The sequence below is a fragment of the Nonomuraea sp. NPDC049758 genome, from assembly GCF_040674635.1.
In the GTDB taxonomy this organism is placed as follows: Bacteria; Actinomycetota; Actinomycetes; order Streptosporangiales; family Streptosporangiaceae; genus Nonomuraea.
This window is the reverse complement of the sequence record NZ_JBFAMZ010000005.1, coordinates 52,332-68,762: the sequence shown is the minus strand read 5'-3', so window position 1 is coordinate 68,762 and position 16,431 is coordinate 52,332. Positions and strand designations below refer to the sequence as shown.

The window sequence follows — 16,431 nt, the reverse complement described above, 5'->3', positions numbered from 1 at the left end:
AGAGGTGATGAACCGTGATCGGCCGCGCAAAGCTCGCCCTCGGGCGGCCGCTCGGGCGTGAGGGCCAGGGAATGGTCTACGAGGAGCTCAGCGGCAGGATCAACGGCCGGCCGGGCGTCGCGTACAAGGAGATCGACTACGACGTCCGACCTGGCCTCGACGTCGCCGTCCTCACCGCGATGACGCAGCTGGCCGGCCGTCTCTCCCCGTCGGACGTCGCCTGGTTGGAGGAGCGCGCGGCCTGGCCGGCCGAACTGGTGGAGGAGAACGGCGCCGTCGTCGGCTTCCTGATGCGGACCGTGCCTCAGCGGTTCTTCCGCGAGACGCCCGGCCAGCCCGGCGCCGTACGCCGGCTCGCGACCCTCGACCGCCTGTTCGGCCAGGAGGACGTCACCGACCGCGACCGCTCGCTGATCCTGGCCGATCTCGCCGACACGCTCGCCCGCCTGCACGCGGCGGGCGTCGTCGTCGGCGATCTGTCCCCGGAGAACGTGCTGTTCACGACAGAGCCGCCGCCGGGATGTTTCCTCATCGGCTGCGACGCGATGGGGCTGGGCGGAGCGCGGGCGCTGCCGCCCGTGGAGACGCCGCCCGACCGGCGGATCCCCGCCGGGGAGCAGCCGGGGACGCCGCAGGGTGACGCCTACCAGTTCGCGCTGCTGGCCATCCGCGTCTTCGCCCGTGACCCGTCCACCACCGACGTGTCCGCGCTGGCCGCCGTCCATCCCGGCCTGGCGGAGTTCGCCACGACCGCGCTCGACCAGCCCCCGTTCAGCCGTCCCATGCCCGCGCAGTGGGCCGCGCGATTACGCGAGGCCGCCCAGCCGGAGCCGGTATCGCCGCCTGCCCGGCAGGCCGAGGCGGCCTCGGGTTCCGGACGGTCGAAAATGGTCGGCATCGGGGCCGCGGTGGTGGCCGTCGTGCTGGTGGTGCTCGCGGTGGTCGCGAAGAACGTGATCAAGAACAACGTACGCGAGGCCCTGACCGGCTCTTCGACGGCCACGACCGAGCCCGCCGAGACGTCGTCGTCGTTCCCCGCGCCCACCGACTTCCCCACCCAGGCGGCACCCACCTCGGCCCCGACCGTGGCCCCAACTGTGGCCCCAACTGTGGCCCCGACCTCGGCGCCGAGCGAGCCGGTGGCCGCCTTCGAGGTCGGCGACTGCCTGTCCGGCCTGCCGGACGCGCCTGTGGTCGACGGTTGCAAGCAGGGCGCGCCCTATCGGGTGGCCGCCATCACCACTCCCTCCGGACTCTGCGACGGCGAGACCAACCACCGCTACCTCGTCCACAACGACGTGCTGTACTGCCTGGCCTACCAGTTCGGGCGGAACTACTGCTACAAGTGGTCGAAGAACGACGAGTACGTGGACTTCGCCCGGAAGTGCCGAGCGCCGAAGACGTTCACCGTGCGGCGCGTTCTGCGGGGGAACGCCGACAAGGACGCCACCGCCTGCGATGGCGTGACCAGACATTCCTGGACGTGGCCCGTCCCCGCGCTGACCATCTGCGTCGACAAGTACTGAGCGGCGGCCGGCCGGACACCGATGATTTCCGGGCGGCTCCGGTGTCGTACGTGTCACCGGACGACCCGCGACCACGGAGATGCGATCATGCGGAAGCTCATAGCGACGGTCTTCAACTACTCCCTCGATGGCCTGCTCGCCGACGAGGGCACCGACTTCTGGAAGTTCTGCTTCGACCTGCCCGAGAACGACCGGCCCGACTCCCCGGCCTACCTCGACTTCCTGCGGAGCGCGCACGCGCACGTCATGGGCCGCAACGCCTACGAGGGCATCGCCAAGGGCATGACGACCGCCACCGACCACCCGTTCGCCGACATCCTGACCGCCGGGCGCAAGGTCGTCTTCTCCCGGACCATGAAGACGGCCGACTGGGCCAACACCACCGTCGCCGACGGCGACACGGCGGAAGAGATCGACAAGCTCCGGCTGGACGGCGACGGCCACATCCTGGTCTGGGGCGGTGTCGGCCTCTGGCGGTCGCTCATGCGGCTCGACCTGATCGACGAGTTCCGGCTGAGCGTGTTCCCCTACGTCGCGGGCGAGGGCACCCGGCTGTTCGACGGCTTCCCCAAGTCCTACCGGCTCGACCTGGTCTCCAGCTTCGCCTCGGACGGCGGGATCATGGAGCTGCAGTACCGCCGGCACCGCTGACCCCGGCCGCGGCCGGTCCGCGCCGCCGAGGGGCCTCAGGAGCGCCTGGGCCCCTCATGGCCACGCCCGGAGCTAGGCGGGCGGCCATTCCAGGCCGAGGTCGATGTCCACGTCGAACCCGACGGAAGCTCGCAACTGCTTGCGATGGATGCCGGTGGGGACATAGGCCTTGACTGTGGGTTCCAGCTCAAAGGTGTAGACAACGGGTAGGCCATCTTCCTGCTCCACCCGCCAGAAGTGTTTGATGCCGGCATCGGAGTATTTGATCGGTTTGGTGCTGCGATCCCGCTCCTTGGACTCCTCAGAAACCACCTCGGCGACAAGGTGCACATCCTCTGGGCGGAAGGAAGTCGTCTTCGGCCCGATCGCTGACTTCTCCACCACCAGGATGTCCGGTTCCGGCCGCTGCCGTAGGCCCAGAGTGACGGTCATTTCACGGACTACCGCGAGATGCGCGGGCGGTTTCAGGGCATTCTCCAGCAACCTGATCGTGTATAGGTGGAAGGCGGTCTGCGGCGACATCATGATGAGCGACCCATCGATCAGCTCGACGTGCCGGGGCGCGCCGGGGGGAAGGTGATCGAGCATGTCGGCGGTCCAACCGCCGGGTGGGCCGGGGTAGAACCACTCAGGAAGGGCTGTACTCATGCGCGCCTCCTAAGGTTTACTCGGCGAGCCTATTGTGTCACAGACAGTGACGCTCAGGAGTGGTCTTTGCGCTGCTCCATCGAGCGGCGGTAGAGCTCGTCGATCTGGTCCAGCGGGTCCGGGGGACGGCGGCGGGCCTCGATCTCCAGCTCCGTGCGCGAGTACAGCTCGTCGATGCCGGAGGACGCGTGGTGCATCTGGTCGCCCAGGAGGTCGGCGCGGATGCGGGCGCACATGGCGGTCAGCTTGGCCTGGTGCTGGCGCAGCCGGTCGAGGGCGGCGTGGTCGACGTACGGCGAGACGCGGCGCTGCTGGGCGTACGTGGCGAGCTGGCCGTCGTGCACGTCGGCCTGGGCCGACAGGTCGGCCAGCAGCCGGGGCAGGTCGCCGAGGCCCCAGCCGCGCTGCTGGGCCTGTTCGACGGCCTGGCGGGTGAGGGTCACCTCGCGGCGCAGGTCGAGGCGGAGGCGTTCGACCTCGGCCGCGTCGCCGGTGCCCATGGCGTTGACGTGCGTGGTCAGCCGGGTGGTGGCCTGCCGGGCCTTCTTGGCCGCCTTCTTGCCCACCTTGACCAGCAGATAGACGCCCACGCCGGTCAGCAGCAGGAGAAACGCCAGGATGGCCAGCACGATGACAAGGAACTCGCTGATCTCCGCCACCTCCCGTTGGGTTGTTGCCTAGAAGGATAGTTCGACCCCCAAGGGGTTCAACGCGCGACGGGGATCCCGGGTTCCGGCGACTGCGCCGAGCAAGCTCTTGATCGGGGACGTGGACGCGTGTTTCAGTGCACATGTTCGGTCGTCTCGGATGAGGGGTGCGCGTGCTCGACGGCAAGGTAGTGATCATCACGGGCGCCGCCCGGGGCATGGGCGCGGCCACGGCGCGCCGGTGCGCGGCGGCCGGGGCGCGGGTCGTGCTCACCGACGTCCTCACCGAGGAGGGGACGGCCACCGCCAAGGACGTCGGAGGCACGTTCGTCCCGCACGATGTGACGGACCCAGAGCAGTGGGCGGCCGTCGTGGCCGCGACCGTCGAGGCGCACGGGCGGCTCGACGGGCTGGTGAACAACGCCGGGATCGTCACCGTGCGGACCATCGAGCAGCAGACCCTGGCGGAGTTCGAGCGGGTGCTCCAGGTGAACCTGGTCGGCGTGTTCCTCGGACTGAAGGCCGTGGCCGGGGCCATGCGGGCGTCCGGCGGCGGGGCCGTGGTGAACCTCTCGTCGGTCGCGGGGCTGACCGCCCTGCCCGGCACGGGCGGGTACGGCGCGTCGAAGTGGGGCGTACGCGGGCTGACCAAGATCGCGGCGCTGGAGTTCGGGCGGGACCGCATCAGGGTGAACTCGGTGCATCCCGGGATGATCGTCACCCCGATGACCGCCTCGCTGGGGGCGGTCTCGGGCGAGGGCACGTTCCCGCTGGCCGCCGCCGGGCGATGGGGTGAGCCCGAGGAGGTCGCCGAGGCCATCGCGTTCCTGCTGTCCGACGCGGCCTCGTACGTCACGGGCGCGGAGCTGGCGATCGACGGCGGCTGGACGGCGGGGGAGACGGCCCTGCTCGGCTCCGTCCCGCGCGAGGCCGCTCCCGCCGCGGCGGAGGAGGCCGCAGATGGCCGTTGACGAGCCGACCCGCGCGGTCATCGACCTGATGAGCGAGTTCTTCCCCAAGGGCGAGGGCCCCTGGGACCCGGTGGCGGCGCGACAGGTGCTGGCCTCGGTCCCGAGCCCGGAGCCGATGCCCGTGGGCCGGGTGGAGGACCGCGACGCGGCGGGCGTCCCCGTGCGGGTCTACTGGCCACCGGAGGACGCCGAGGGGCGGCCGCTCGTCGTGTACTTCCACGGCGGCGGCTTCACCCTGGGGTCGCTGGACAGCCACGACGGCGTCTGCCGGCAGATCTGCGCCGGGTCCGGGGCGGTGGTGGTCGCCGCCGACTACCGGCTCGCGCCCGAGCACCCCTATCCGGCCGCCGTCGAGGACGCCTTCGCCGTCACCCGGTGGGCCCACGAGCACGCGGCCGGGCTCGGCGCCGACCCGGGGGCGCTGGTGGTGGCGGGCGACAGCGCGGGCGGCAACCTCGCCACCGTCACCTGCCTGCGGGCGCGCGAGGAGGGCGGGCCGCCGATCGTGCTGCAGGTGCTGGTCTATCCCGCGACGGACGGCGTCCGTCACTGGCCCTCGTACGACCAGAACGGCGAGGGATATTTCCTGACGACGGCGCACATGCGGTGGTTCTGGGACTGCTACCAGCCCGACCGGGAGCGGCGCGGGGAGCCGTACAGCTCGCCCCTGGGCGCGGACGTGAGCGGACTGCCGCCGGCCCTGGTGATCACGGCCGGGCACGACCCGCTGCGCGACGAGGGCGAGGCGTACGCCCGCCACCTGCGCCACTCCGGGGTCGAGGCGGAGTGCGTCCGGTACGAGGGCCTGTTCCACGGCTTCTTCGGCACGGGCGCGATCCTGCCCGCCGCCGCCGACGCCACGGACCGGGTGTGCGCCGCCATCCGCGCCGTCAAATAAAGGGGATTTTTCATGCCGTACGCCGAAATTTCGGCAACCACCAGCCTCTTCTACACCGACGACGGCGCCGGCGACCCGCCGCTGCTGCTCGTGCACGGCTGGGGCGCCGACTCCCACCAGTGGTCCTGGCACATCGACGCCCTGGCCGCCCGCCACCGCGTCATCGCCGTGGACCTGCGCGGCCACGGCTACTCATCGGTCCCGGAGACCGGCAACACCCCGCAGGCGATGGCCGAGGACCTGAACACGTTGCTCGACCGCCTGGACGTCCCCGAGGTGATCGCGGTCGGCCACTCCATGGGCGGCCAGGTCGTCTCGATCCTCGCGGTCGAGCATCCGGGACGCGTACGGGCGCTGGTCACCCTCGACCCCGGTTACGGCATGAGCCGGGACCTCGCCGCGGGCTTCCCCGGCATGATCGCGGCCCTGCGCGGCGCGCACCCGCACGCCGCCGCCGAGGAGATCGACCGGTGGTGCACCACCTCCGCGACCCCCGCCGTCATCCGGCGCTGGCACAAACGCCGCCTGTACGGCATGCCCCCGCACGTGCTGGCCGAGGCGTTCGAGGCCATGTTCACCGGCCCAGGGGCCATCGGCGTGCGCCCGGCCAGCGACGAGTACCTGGCCCGTCGGCGCTGCCCGGTGTTGTCGATCTGGGCCGACCCGGGACGCGCGGCGTGGGAGTCCGGGCTGCTCAAGCATCCGGACTCGAAGGTCGTGTGCTGGGAGGGCTCGGGTCACCGGCTGCACGAGGAGCGCCCGGCGGAGTTCGTCCGCGTGCTGGAGGGCTGGCTCAGGGGGCGGTGAGGACATGGTGAAGGGCCCGGCAGCGCGGACGCTGCTGCCGGGCCCTCCGTGTGAGCGCGCCACGGGGGTTGGGGGCCATGGCGCTCACACGTCTATGCGGGCAGCTCCACCCGGACGATCTCGCCCTTGCCGGGGGTGAAGCCCTTGTTCGACACGTAGACCGAACCGTCGCCGGCGACCGCCATGCCCAGCGGCACGGTCAGCGTGCCCGGCTTGAGCAGCTCGGTGCGCGTGCCGTCGGCCTCGATGCGGTAGAGCGACGTACGGGGCTGGTGGTCGGCGGGCACCGGGCCGACCGAGCCGAGCACGAGCAGGCGGCCCGAGTCGTCGAAGGCGACGTCGACCGCGGTGGTGAAGCCCTTGACGGCGGTCTCGGCCTTCTTCCCGGCCAGCCTGAACACCCTGGCCACGCCCTCGGGCTGCGGGAACCCGGCGTGCTCGGCCACGTAGTAGGAACCGTCGGGGGCCGCCGCGATGCCCATGGGCACCGACTGCATCGGCACCTTGCTGCCCTTGGGCAGCTTGAGCATGGCCGGGGCCGCGACCTTGCGCGCGTGGAACACCGCCCGGAGCGTCACCTTGCCCGACGCGCTCACCTGCAGCACGTCGTTGCCGCCCACGTCCGTGACCAGCGCGCCGCCCTGCGGGGTCGGCACGACCGCGAACGGGTACGAGTCGATCGCGCTGCCCTTGTCCTTCTTGTCGGGGTTGTGCTTGACCTCGAACGCCAGCAGGTCGCCCATGACGGACGACTTCCCGTCCTTGATCTTCAGCAGCGTGCCGAGGGTGCGGCCCTTGGGGCCGAGGTCGGCCCGCAGTTTGCCGTTGCCGCCCAGGCCGACGGGCACCAGCATGGAGCCGTCCGCGGCGAAGGCGACGTCGTGCGGGCCGGTGCCGAGGCCGTCGGAGCCGGCCGAGGGCAGGTCCTTGACCACGGTGGTCAGCGTGCCGTCGGCGAGCTTGGAGATCTTCCCGGTGAGGCCGAGGCACACCTTGCTCGCCTCGCCGCCCGGCTCGGCGGGCACGGTCGCGCACTTGATCTTCCCGCCGGAACCGGACTCGGCGACGTACAGGGCGCCGTCGGGGCCGAAGGTCAGGCCGCGCGGGCCGTCGAGCTTGGCGGCGACGACCGTGACGCTCGCCTGCGCGGACGCCGACGCCGGGACGGGCGCGACCGACGCGGCCAGGCCGAGAGCAGCGACTCCCCCCGTGATGATGACTCGCTTCATGAGGGAACACCGTAGAAGCGCGGGACGGGGCGGCGAATCAGCCCGCAGGGTGAGGCGTACTCAGCCTGCGGGTGGATTCCTCCTGATCCTGCGCCGGGCGCGCAGCCGGCGTACCCGCCGGAAGGTCCACCACGCGAGCACGACGAACAGCAGCAGCGCGACGATCACCAGCACCGGCAGGAACACCGCGATCAGGCTCATGCCGAGGGAGCCGGCGTCCTCGGCGGTGCTCACCACGGGCGCGCCCACCCCCGCCGTGCCCGCGTTGATCACCGGACGGGCCGTCGCCTTCAGCGTGTGGACGGCCAGCGCCATCACGATGCCCAGCAGCCAGCCGGCCCACGGGTTCTCGGTCATCCAGGTCGAGTGGTCGAACTCGGCGGCGGCGTTGGTGGCGGAGAAGACCACGCCGCCCGCGGCCGGGCGCACCACGGTCTGGATGGCGTCGTTGACGGTGTCGACGGCCGGCACCTTGTCGAGCACCATCTCGGCGAGCAGCAGCACCGCGATGATCGCCAGCACGCCCCAGTTCGACAGCCAGGCGTAGCCGTCGGGCAGCTTCACCTTGTCGGTGAGGTTGGCCAGCACGCCCACGACCAGGAGCGGGATGTAGGCGTTAAGGCCGGCGGCGGTGGAGAGGCCGAGGCCGGTCAGCGCGGCGAACATCCCCCTAGTCTGCCCCCGCCGCGGCCTCCATCACGCGGGCCAGGCCCGGCCGGGTGAACTCGGCCGCCGCACGCTCGTACTTCTCCATGCCCCAGGACCAGAAGTCGAAGTCGATCGTGTCGTTGGCGCCGTCCTGGATCGAGGCCCACAGGGTCCAGCCGTACTTGGACATCAGGCCGAGCAGCCGGGCGCGGGCGATCCTGTGGCGCAGGCGGCGGCCGTAGTAGGCGGTGACGAGCTCCTCCAGGTGGCCGGGCGGCAGGTCGGCCTCGCTCCAGAGGTTGCCGAGCTCGAAGCAGGGGTCGTTGTTGCCGGCGTACTCGTAGTCGATGAGGTGCAGGCGGTCGCCGCACTCGACGATGTTGCCGGGGAGGAGATCGTTGTGGCAGGGGACGGTGGGCTCGGCGCGTACCGCCAGACATTTCCTGATTTCTGCGGCGGCGGGCATGAAATCCAGATATTTCGCAGGAAGTCGGAAACCTCGTTCCTGGACGATCCGCAGATACCCCCGCTGCACCTCGAACATGTCGAAATCGCGGACGAAGCGCGGCCCCGCGTGCAGCCGCCGGCACACCTCCGCCACCCGCGCCAGGTTCGCCGGCTCCCACAGGTCGGCCTCGGTGAACGTGCGGCCCGGCAGGAACCCGATCACCAGCACGCCCGCCTCCGGCAGGTAGCCGTGCACGGGCGCCCCGACCCCGGCCCGTGCGGCGGCGAGCGAGTCGGCGTGCTCGGCGTCCTTGTCGATGCCCAGCAGGGAGCCGTCGCTGGCGGCCACGCGCACGACGTAGACCCCGTCCGGGGTGGTGACCTTGTAGTTGCGGTTGGTCATCCCGCCGGGCAGCTCCTCGACGGAGCGCGGCAGGCCGGACAGCAGCGGGATGCGGTCGAGGACCCGGGCGATCGCCATGATCGATGCTAGCTCCGCCGTCCTAAACGGTCTAGACCTTTTAGGGTACGCGGGTTAGCCTCGCGACCATGAGCGACTCGGCCCGCATCGTGATCATCGGCGGCGGGGTGGGCGGCGCGTCCGTCGCCTACCACCTCACCCGGCGCGGCGAACGCGACGTCGTCCTGCTGGAGCGGGACGAGCTCACCAGCGGCTCCACCTTCCACTCGGCGGGCCTGGTCGGCCAGCTCCGCTCCGACCCCACCCTGACCCGGATGAACCAGTACTCCGTCGAGCTCTACCGCACCCTGGACGCCGGCTGGACCGAGTGCGGCGGACTCAAGCTGGCCTCCACCCCCGAGCGGATGGCCGAGATCCGCCGCCAGATCGGCTGGGCCAGGACGTTCGGGCTGCCGCTGGAGGAGATCTCGGTCGCCGCGGCGGTGGAGCTGTTCCCGCTGATGGACCCCTCCGGGGTGGTGGGGGCGGCGTACCTGCCGACCGACGGCCAGATCGACCCCTCGATGCTGTGTCACGCCCTCGCCGCCCGCGCCCGCGAGGGCGGCGCCCGCCTGCGCACCCGTACGCGGGTGCTGGGCGTCGACGTCGAGCGCGGGCGGGTCACCGGCGTGCGCACCGACCAGGGGGACATCGCCTGCGAGATCGTGGTCAACTGCGGCGGCATGTTCGCCGCCGAGATCGGCCGCATGGCCGGGGTGCGCATCCCGATCGTGCCGATGTCCCACCAGTACGTCGTCACCGACGCCTGCCACGACCACCCCGTCCTGCCCACGCTGCGCGATCCCGACCTGCTCGTCTACTACCGGCAGGAGGTGCGCGGCCTGGTCATGGGCGGCTACGAGCGCACCTGCGCCCCCTGGACCGCCTCCGCGACCTCCTACGACTCCGTGCCGGCCGACTTCAACGGCAGGCTGCTGCCCGAGGACTGGCCGCGCCTGGAGGAGATCTCCGCCAACTCCCGGATCCGGGTGCCCGCGATGGCCGACGTCGGCATCCGCAAGCTGATCAACGGGCCGGAGGCGTTCACCCCGGACAACGAGTTCTGCCTGGGGGAGACCGAGGTGGGCGGGTTCTTCGTGGCGGCCGGGTTCTGCGCCCACGGCATCGCCGGCGCGGGCGGCATCGGCAGGGTCATGGCCGACTGGATCGTCGACGGCGAGCCCGGCATGGACGTCCACCACATGGACGTACGCCGCTTCGGCCGCCAGTACCGGTCGCCGTCGTACACGGTCAAACGCTCGGTCGAGAACTACGAGACGTACTACGACATCCGCTACCCGGGCCACGAGCGCGCGGCCGGGCGCCCGCTGCGGGTCTCCCCCGCCTACTCCTGGCACGCCGCCCACGGGGCCGTCTTCGGCGAGAAGGCGGGCTGGGAGCGGGTCAACCACTACTCCGCCGCCCCCGACGCCGCGGACGAGCGCCCTCGCGGCTGGGCCGGACGCCTGTGGTCGCCCGCCGTCGGGGCCGAGCACCGCGCCACCCGCACCGCGGCCGGGCTGTTCGACGAGAGCTCCTTCGCCAAGATCGAGATCACCGGTCCGGACGCCGCCGCCCTGCTGGAATGGGTGTGCGACAACCACGTGGCCCGCCAGGTGGGCGCCGTCACCTACACGCAGGCGCTGAACCGGCGCGGCGGCATCGAGTGCGACTTCACCGTCACCCGGCGCGGCGAGCAGGAGTTCCTGATCGTCACCGGCACCGCGTCGGGCTCCCGCGACCTCGCCTGGCTGCGCCGCCAGGCCGCCCTCACCGGCTCGACGGCCAGGATCGCCGACGTCACCGGCCAGTACGCCTGTTTCGCCCTGTGGGGCCCCAAGGCCCGGGACATCCTGGCCGGGCTGACCCCGGACCCGCCGGACCTGCCGTTCATGTCGGCCCGGGAGCTCACCGTGGGCGACGTGCCCGCGCTGGCGCTGCGGGTGACGTTCGTGGGGGAGCACGGCTGGGAGCTGTACTGCTCCAGCGAGTACGGGCTCGCGCTGTGGGAGACGCTGTGGCGGGCGGGCGAGCCGTACGGGCTGGTCGCGGGCGGCTACCGGGCGATCGACAGCCTGCGGCTGGAGAAGGGTTACCGGGTGTGGGGCGCCGACATCGGACCCGAGACGACGCCGTACGAGGCCGGGCTCGGGTTCTGCGTCAAGCCCGGCAAGGACTTCCTCGGCCGCGACGCCCTCGACCCCCACCCGGCCCGCCGCCTGCGCTGCCTCACCCTGGCCGACCCGCGGGCGGTCGCCCTGGGCAACGAGCCCGTCCGGGTGGACGGCCAGGTCGTGGCCCGGGTCACCTCCGGCGGCTACGGATACACGGTCGAGCGGTCGATCGCCTACGCGTACCTGCCGGTCGGGCCGGGGGCCGAGGTGGAGGTCGAGGTCGAGGGGGAGTGGGTGCCGGGCGTCGTGGTCAGGGAGCCGCTGCACGACCCGGCGGGGTCGCGGGCGCGGTGACGCCGCTGCGCACCGACAGGCGCACCCGGTCGGGGCGGAACAGGTCGCGGGCGTACTCGACGGGGGTGCCGTCGGCGGCGTAGGCCGTGCGCTCGATCAGCATGAGCGGCGCGCCCGCCGCGATGCCCAGCTCGGCCGCCTCCTCCGGACCGGCGATCACCGGGTCCAGGTGCTCGACCGCGGTCCGCGGCTCCAGCCCGTAGCGGCCGCCCAGCAGGGCGTAGAGCGAGCCGCCGAGGTCCTCGTCCAGGAAGCCGGGCAGCGCGGGGAAGAAGGACCGTTCGAGCGCCACCGGCGAGCGGCCCGCCGACCGCACCCGGGCCACCTCGTGCACCGGCTCGCCCGGCACGACGCCGAGCGCGGCGGCCACGGCCGCCGGCGCGGGCACGGTGGCGGCCGTCAGGATCCGCGCCTCGGCCCGCAGGTGGGCGCGGCGCATCTGCTCGGTGAACCCGGCCAGGCCCGTCAGGTCGCACTCGATGCGCGGCTCGGCCACGAACGCGCCGCCCGACCTGCCGGGGAGCCTGATCAGCACGCCGTCGCGTTCGAGGGTGGCCAGGGCCTGGCGCAGGGTCATCCGGCTCACGCCGAGGCGGGCGGCCAGCTCCCGCTCGCCGGGCAGCCGGTCGCCCGGGGCCATCTCGCCGGAGGAGATCGCCGCCAGCAGCCACTGCTCGATCTGCGTGTGCGCGGGAACCCCGGTGCCACGCTCCAGCTCAGGCGGTGTCCCGACCACACGCGCATGCTATCGGGCCATCCGGGAGGAACCACTCAGGACGACGAGAGGCGGGTCACGGCGTCGGTGAACTCGCTGATCATGTCGTACACCACGTCCCGGGCCGGCCGCACCCGGTCGAGCTGGCCCACCACCTGGCCCACGTAGTAGGTGACGAGCTCCACGGCCCCGGGGTCGCCGCGGTCGGCCGCCGCGCCGATGCGGGCCATCGCCCCCTCGGCCAGCAGCAGTTGCAGGGGCATGCCCAGCGGCCCCGGGCTCTCCGGCCCGGAGTCCCACTCCTCGGTCCAGGCCGACCTGAGCTGCCGCGCCGGCTTGCCCGTACGCGACCGGGACCGCACGGTGTCCAGCGACGAGGCGGCCAGCAGCTTGCGCCGCAGCGCGGGCGACGTCTCCGCCTCCTCGGTCGTCAGCCACACCGAGCCGCACCAGACGCCCTCGGCCCCGAGCGCCATGGCCGCGGCCATCTGGCGTCCCGAGGCGATGCCTCCCGCGGCCAGCACCGGGACCGGCGCGACCGCGTCCACGACCTGCGGCACGAGCACCATCGTGGAGATCTCGCCGGTGTGGCCGCCCGCCTCGGTGCCCTGGGCCACGACGATGTCCGCCCCGGCCGCCACCTGCCTGCGGGCGTGCTCCACGGTCCCGACCAGCGCGGCCACCGGCACGCCCGCCTCCCTGGCGCCCGCCACCATCTCCGGCGGCGGCGGTCCGAGCGCGCTGGCGATGAGCCCGATCGGGTGCTTGAGCGCCACGTCGACCAGCGCGGTCGCGCCCGGCGCCGTCACCCGCCGGCCGAACTCGTCGGCCACCGCGCTCAGGGGTTGCGGCGGCGCGTTCACGCCGTACTTGGACAGCAGGTGGGCGACGAAGTCGCGGTGGCGGTCGGGCACGAAGTCCAGCAGGTGGGCCCGCAGGTCGAGCGCGGAGGCGTCGATCCGGCCGGGGACGAGCACGTCCACCCCGTAGGGCCGCCCGCCCACCCGCTCGTCGATCCAGGTCAGCTCGGCGTCCAGCCGCTCCGGCGAGTACGCGACGGCTCCCAGCACCCCGAACCCGCCCGCGTTCGTGACCGCGGCCACCACGTCGCGGCAGTGGCTGAAGGCGAACAACGGGAACTCGACGCCCAGGCGCTCACAGATGGCGGTCCGCATGCATCGACGCTAACCTCCAGAAGCTTGTTCGGTCCATCCCCGTTCCCGGGTCCGCGCGTCCCGGACCTCAGGAAGGCCCGGTCTGCCCGTCGAGCGCCAGGGCGATCGCGGCAGCCGCCTCGGCGGCGCCGGGGGCGTGCCAGCCGAGCTCCGGCGTGTACCCGCGGACGCGCCTGGCGGGCACCCCGGCGACCACGCTGTGGTCGGGGAACTCGCCGCGCACCACCGCGCCCCCCGCCACCACGCACTGCCGCCCGAGGACCGTGCCCGGCAGGATGATCGCGCCCGTGCCGAGCCAGGACCCGGCGCCGATCGAGACCGGGCTGTTGCGCGGCCACTGCCGCCCGATCGGCGTCTCGGGGTCGTCGTAGACGTGGTTCTGGTCGGTGATGTAGACGTACGGGCCGGTGAAGACGTGGTCGCCGATGTCGATCGACTGGTGGGCCACGATGTGCGAGCCCCTGCCGATCGAGCACGAGCCGCCGATCCGCAGGATCGAGTCCGGGCCGAGCTCGACGCCCGGCCACATGCCGCAGGAGATCGACACGCGCTCGCCGATCAGCGTGTGCTCGCCGATCTCGATCCACCGCTCGCCGAAGATCGCCCCCGGCGGGAAGGCGATGCTGACTCCCTCGCCGATCCGGCGGAAACGGTAACCCGCCGTGGAGTCCGGGGAGATAGCCCCGGCGTGGCGGATCGCCGCGTACGCACGGTGAATCAGTGCGCCCATGGCCCGGCGTACTAGTGACATAGGGCCCAAAGTTACCGCTAGGTCATGCCGTTCGGGCATGTGAGGGGCGTTGTTTGATATCCTGAGAGCCCGTGGACACTTCGGCCACCATTCGAGCCACGGGAGCCCCTTTGCGCAGCGCATCGCAAACCAAGCATCTGTTCGTCACCGGCGGTGTCGCCTCCAGTCTCGGCAAGGGGCTCACGGCCTCCAGCCTCGGCCGGCTGCTCAAGGGGCGCGGTCTCCGGGTCACCATGCAGAAGCTCGACCCTTACCTCAACGTCGACCCCGGCACGATGAACCCGTTCCAGCACGGCGAGGTCTTCGTCACCGACGACGGCTCCGAGACCGACCTCGACGTCGGCCACTACGAGCGGTTCCTGGACACCGATCTGCACGGCTCGGCCAACGTCACCACCGGCCAGGTCTACTCCAACGTCATCGCCAAGGAGCGGCGCGGCGAATACCTGGGCGACACCGTCCAGGTCATCCCGCACATCACCAACGAGATCAAGGACCGCATCCGGGGCATGGCCGGCCCCGACGTCGACGTCGTGATCACCGAGGTCGGAGGCACGGTCGGCGACATCGAGTCGCTGCCGTTCCTGGAGGCCGTCCGCCAGATCAGGCACGAGGTCGGCCGCGACAACGTCTTCTTCCTGCACGTGTCGCTGCTGCCCTACATCGGCCCGTCCGGCGAGCTGAAGACCAAGCCGACCCAGCACAGCGTGGCCGCGCTGCGCAGCATCGGCATCCAGCCCGACGCGATCGTGCTGCGCTCCGACCGTCCGGTCCAGACGGCGATCAAGCGCAAGATCAGCCTCATGTGCGACGTCGACGAGGACGCCGTCGTCTCGGCCGTCGACGCCGCCTCCATCTACGACATCCCCAAGGTGCTGCACGCCGAGGGCCTCGACGCCTACGTCGTGCGCCGCCTCGGCCTGCCCTTCCGCGACGTCGACTGGAAGGAGTGGGAGCAGCTCCTGCGCCGCGTGCACCGCCCGGCCAAGGAGGTCACGATCGCGCTGGTCGGCAAGTACATCGACCTGCCCGACGCGTACCTGTCGGTCACCGAGGCGCTGCGCGCCGGCGGTTTCGCCAACGACGCGCGGGTCAACATCCGCTGGGTCAAGAGCGACGACTGCGAGACCCCCGAGGGCGCCGAGCGCGAGCTCGACGGCGTCGACGGCGTGCTGATCCCCGGCGGGTTCGGCGTGCGCGGCATCGAGGGCAAGATCGGCGCCATCCGGCACGCCCGCGAGGGCCGGATCCCGCTGCTCGGCATCTGCCTCGGCATGCAGGGCATGGTCATCGAGGCGGCCCGCAACATGGCCGGCATCGAGGACGCCAACTCCGCCGAGTTCGACCCCGACACCAAGCACGCGGTCATCTCCACCATGGCCGACCAGGAGGACGTCGTCGCCGGCGAGCGCGACATGGGCGGCACCATGCGGCTCGGCAGCTACACCGCCAAGCTCGGCGAGGGCACCCTGGCCAGGCAGCTCTACGGCGGCAAGGCCAAGGCCGACGAGCGCCACCGTCACAGGTACGAGGTCAACAACGCCTACCGCGAGCGCCTGGAGAACGTCGGCCTGGTCTTCTCCGGCCTGTCGCCCGACGGCCGCCTGGTGGAGTACACCGAGCTGCCCGTCGACGTGCACCCGTTCTTCATCGGCACGCAGGCGCACCCCGAGTTCCGCTCCCGTCCCACCCGGGCCAACCCGATGTTCAAGGGCCTCATCGGCGCCGCCCTGACCTACGCCGACAGCCGAGTGAGCACCAAGGTCGGCAAGTGAAGATCCAGGACACGCCCGAGGCGTGGGACGTCGTCGCGTCCAAGGAGCACTTCCAGGGCTACGTGATCAAGGTCGTCACCGACACGGTCAGGATGCCCCAGGACGAGGTCGCCGACCGCGACTACGTCGTCCACCCCGGCTCGGTCGCCGTACTCGCGCTCGACGACCACGACCGCGTCCTGATGATCAGGCAGTACCGCCACCCCACCCGGCAGCTCATGTGGGAGCTGCCGGCCGGCATCCGCGACGTGGCGGGCGAACCGCTCGCCGACACCGCGGCCCGCGAGCTCGCCGAGGAGTCCGGCTACCGCGCCGACACCTGGCACACCCTGGTCGACCTGCGCTCCTCTCCCGGCATGACCGACGAGCGGATCAGGGTCTTCCTCGCCCGCGGCCTGAGCAGGATCCCCGACGAGGAGAACACCTTCGTCCACCGGCACGAGGAGATCGGCATGCCGGTCGAATGGGTGCCGCTGTCCGACGCGGTCGAGAAGGCGCTCATGGGAATGATCCACAATTCCCCGGCTGTGGCCGGTATCCTCGCCGCATATGCGGCTTCGGTTGAGGGATTCGCCCTGTTGCGCCCCGCCGACGCCCCGGAGGCGTGACGGAAGG

16 protein-coding genes are annotated in these 16,431 nt (G+C 71.9%); 8 read left to right on the top strand and 8 right to left on the bottom strand.

Annotated elements, in window-relative coordinates:
• The first annotated feature begins 14 nt into the window (after nucleotides 1-14).
• Together AB0J46_RS14615 and AB0J46_RS14610 are read left to right on the top strand one after the other, a co-directional pair.
• Nucleotides 15-1,526, top strand: coding sequence for a hypothetical protein (locus AB0J46_RS14615; protein ID WP_364331141.1), 1,512 nt, complete (start codon nucleotides 15-17; stop codon nucleotides 1,524-1,526).
• A gap of 87 nt (nucleotides 1,527-1,613) precedes the next feature.
• Nucleotides 1,614-2,177 carry a dihydrofolate reductase family protein gene (locus AB0J46_RS14610; RefSeq protein WP_364331138.1) on the top strand — a complete coding sequence of 188 codons (564 nt, stop codon included), beginning with the start codon at nucleotides 1,614-1,616 and terminating at the stop codon, nucleotides 2,175-2,177.
• A 72-nt stretch (nucleotides 2,178-2,249) separates the two neighbouring features.
• Here the strand turns inward: AB0J46_RS14610 and AB0J46_RS14605 are convergent, their stop codons facing one another.
• A complete protein-coding gene (locus tag AB0J46_RS14605) occupies nucleotides 2,250-2,825 on the bottom strand; it encodes a Uma2 family endonuclease (RefSeq protein ID WP_364331135.1) in 576 nt (191 codons plus the stop codon).
• Nucleotides 2,826-2,878: 53 nt separating this feature from the next.
• Complete coding sequence (locus tag AB0J46_RS14600) at nucleotides 2,879-3,484, bottom strand: hypothetical protein (protein WP_364331132.1); 606 nt, start codon at nucleotides 3,482-3,484, stop codon at nucleotides 2,879-2,881.
• Nucleotides 3,485-3,645: 161 nt separating this feature from the next.
• On the opposite strand from AB0J46_RS14600, the gene AB0J46_RS14595 reads away from it, so the two are divergent.
• The 3 genes from AB0J46_RS14595 to AB0J46_RS14585 are packed head-to-tail and all read left to right on the top strand — an operon-like array spanning nucleotide 3,646 to nucleotide 6,148.
• A complete protein-coding gene (locus AB0J46_RS14595) occupies nucleotides 3,646-4,443 on the top strand; it encodes a glucose 1-dehydrogenase (RefSeq protein ID WP_364331129.1) in 798 nt (265 codons plus the stop codon).
• Nucleotides 4,433-5,341: an alpha/beta hydrolase gene (locus tag AB0J46_RS14590; protein WP_364331126.1), complete on the top strand. Its 909-nt coding sequence runs from the start codon at nucleotides 4,433-4,435 to the stop codon at nucleotides 5,339-5,341. Before AB0J46_RS14595 ends, AB0J46_RS14590 begins: the two co-directional genes overlap by 11 nt.
• Nucleotides 5,342-5,353: 12 nt before the next feature.
• Complete coding sequence (locus tag AB0J46_RS14585; RefSeq protein ID WP_364331123.1) at nucleotides 5,354-6,148, top strand: alpha/beta hydrolase; 795 nt, start codon at nucleotides 5,354-5,356, stop codon at nucleotides 6,146-6,148.
• Nucleotides 6,149-6,240: 92 nt separating this feature from the next.
• Here the strand turns inward: AB0J46_RS14585 and AB0J46_RS14580 are convergent, their stop codons facing one another.
• From AB0J46_RS14580 to AB0J46_RS14570, 3 genes are read right to left on the bottom strand one after another with little or no spacing between them, the layout of a single operon-like run.
• Nucleotides 6,241-7,377: a ScyD/ScyE family protein gene (locus AB0J46_RS14580; protein ID WP_364331120.1), complete on the bottom strand. Its 1,137-nt coding sequence runs from the start codon at nucleotides 7,375-7,377 to the stop codon at nucleotides 6,241-6,243.
• 60 nt (nucleotides 7,378-7,437) lie between these two features.
• Nucleotides 7,438-8,043, bottom strand: coding sequence for a DUF4126 domain-containing protein (locus AB0J46_RS14575; RefSeq protein ID WP_364331117.1), 606 nt, complete (start codon nucleotides 8,041-8,043; stop codon nucleotides 7,438-7,440).
• 4 nt (nucleotides 8,044-8,047) lie between these two features.
• The gene (locus AB0J46_RS14570; RefSeq protein WP_364331114.1) at nucleotides 8,048-8,953 is read right to left on the bottom strand and encodes a phosphotransferase; all 906 of its coding nucleotides are present in this window, start codon (nucleotides 8,951-8,953) and stop codon (nucleotides 8,048-8,050) included.
• A gap of 68 nt (nucleotides 8,954-9,021) precedes the next feature.
• Here AB0J46_RS14570 and AB0J46_RS14565 point away from each other — a divergent pair, with 68 nt between their 5' ends.
• Nucleotides 9,022-11,400, top strand: a complete 2,379-nt coding sequence (locus AB0J46_RS14565; protein WP_364331111.1) for an FAD-dependent oxidoreductase — start codon at nucleotides 9,022-9,024, stop codon at nucleotides 11,398-11,400.
• Here AB0J46_RS14565 and AB0J46_RS14560 read toward each other — a convergent pair.
• The 3 genes from AB0J46_RS14560 to AB0J46_RS14550 form a co-directional block, all read right to left on the bottom strand.
• Nucleotides 11,357-12,136, bottom strand: a complete 780-nt coding sequence (locus AB0J46_RS14560) for a GntR family transcriptional regulator (protein WP_364331108.1) — start codon at nucleotides 12,134-12,136, stop codon at nucleotides 11,357-11,359. The genes AB0J46_RS14565 and AB0J46_RS14560 overlap by 44 nt on opposite strands.
• Nucleotides 12,137-12,171: 35 nt before the next feature.
• Nucleotides 12,172-13,290: a nitronate monooxygenase family protein gene (locus AB0J46_RS14555; RefSeq protein WP_364331105.1), complete on the bottom strand. Its 1,119-nt coding sequence runs from the start codon at nucleotides 13,288-13,290 to the stop codon at nucleotides 12,172-12,174.
• Between the two features lie 67 nt (nucleotides 13,291-13,357).
• Entirely contained in the window at nucleotides 13,358-14,020 is a 663-nt protein-coding gene (locus AB0J46_RS14550; RefSeq protein ID WP_364331102.1) for a DapH/DapD/GlmU-related protein, read from the bottom strand.
• Between the two features lie 131 nt (nucleotides 14,021-14,151).
• Between AB0J46_RS14550 and AB0J46_RS14545 the strand changes: the two genes are divergently transcribed.
• Nucleotides 14,152-15,816, top strand: coding sequence for a CTP synthase (locus tag AB0J46_RS14545; protein ID WP_364331099.1), 1,665 nt, complete (start codon nucleotides 14,152-14,154; stop codon nucleotides 15,814-15,816).
• Nucleotides 15,813-16,424 (top strand): NUDIX hydrolase, encoded by a 612-nt coding sequence (locus tag AB0J46_RS14540; protein WP_364331096.1) that lies wholly within the window; start codon nucleotides 15,813-15,815, stop codon nucleotides 16,422-16,424. Before AB0J46_RS14545 ends, AB0J46_RS14540 begins: the two co-directional genes overlap by 4 nt.
• Nucleotides 16,425-16,431: the final 7 nt, after the last annotated feature.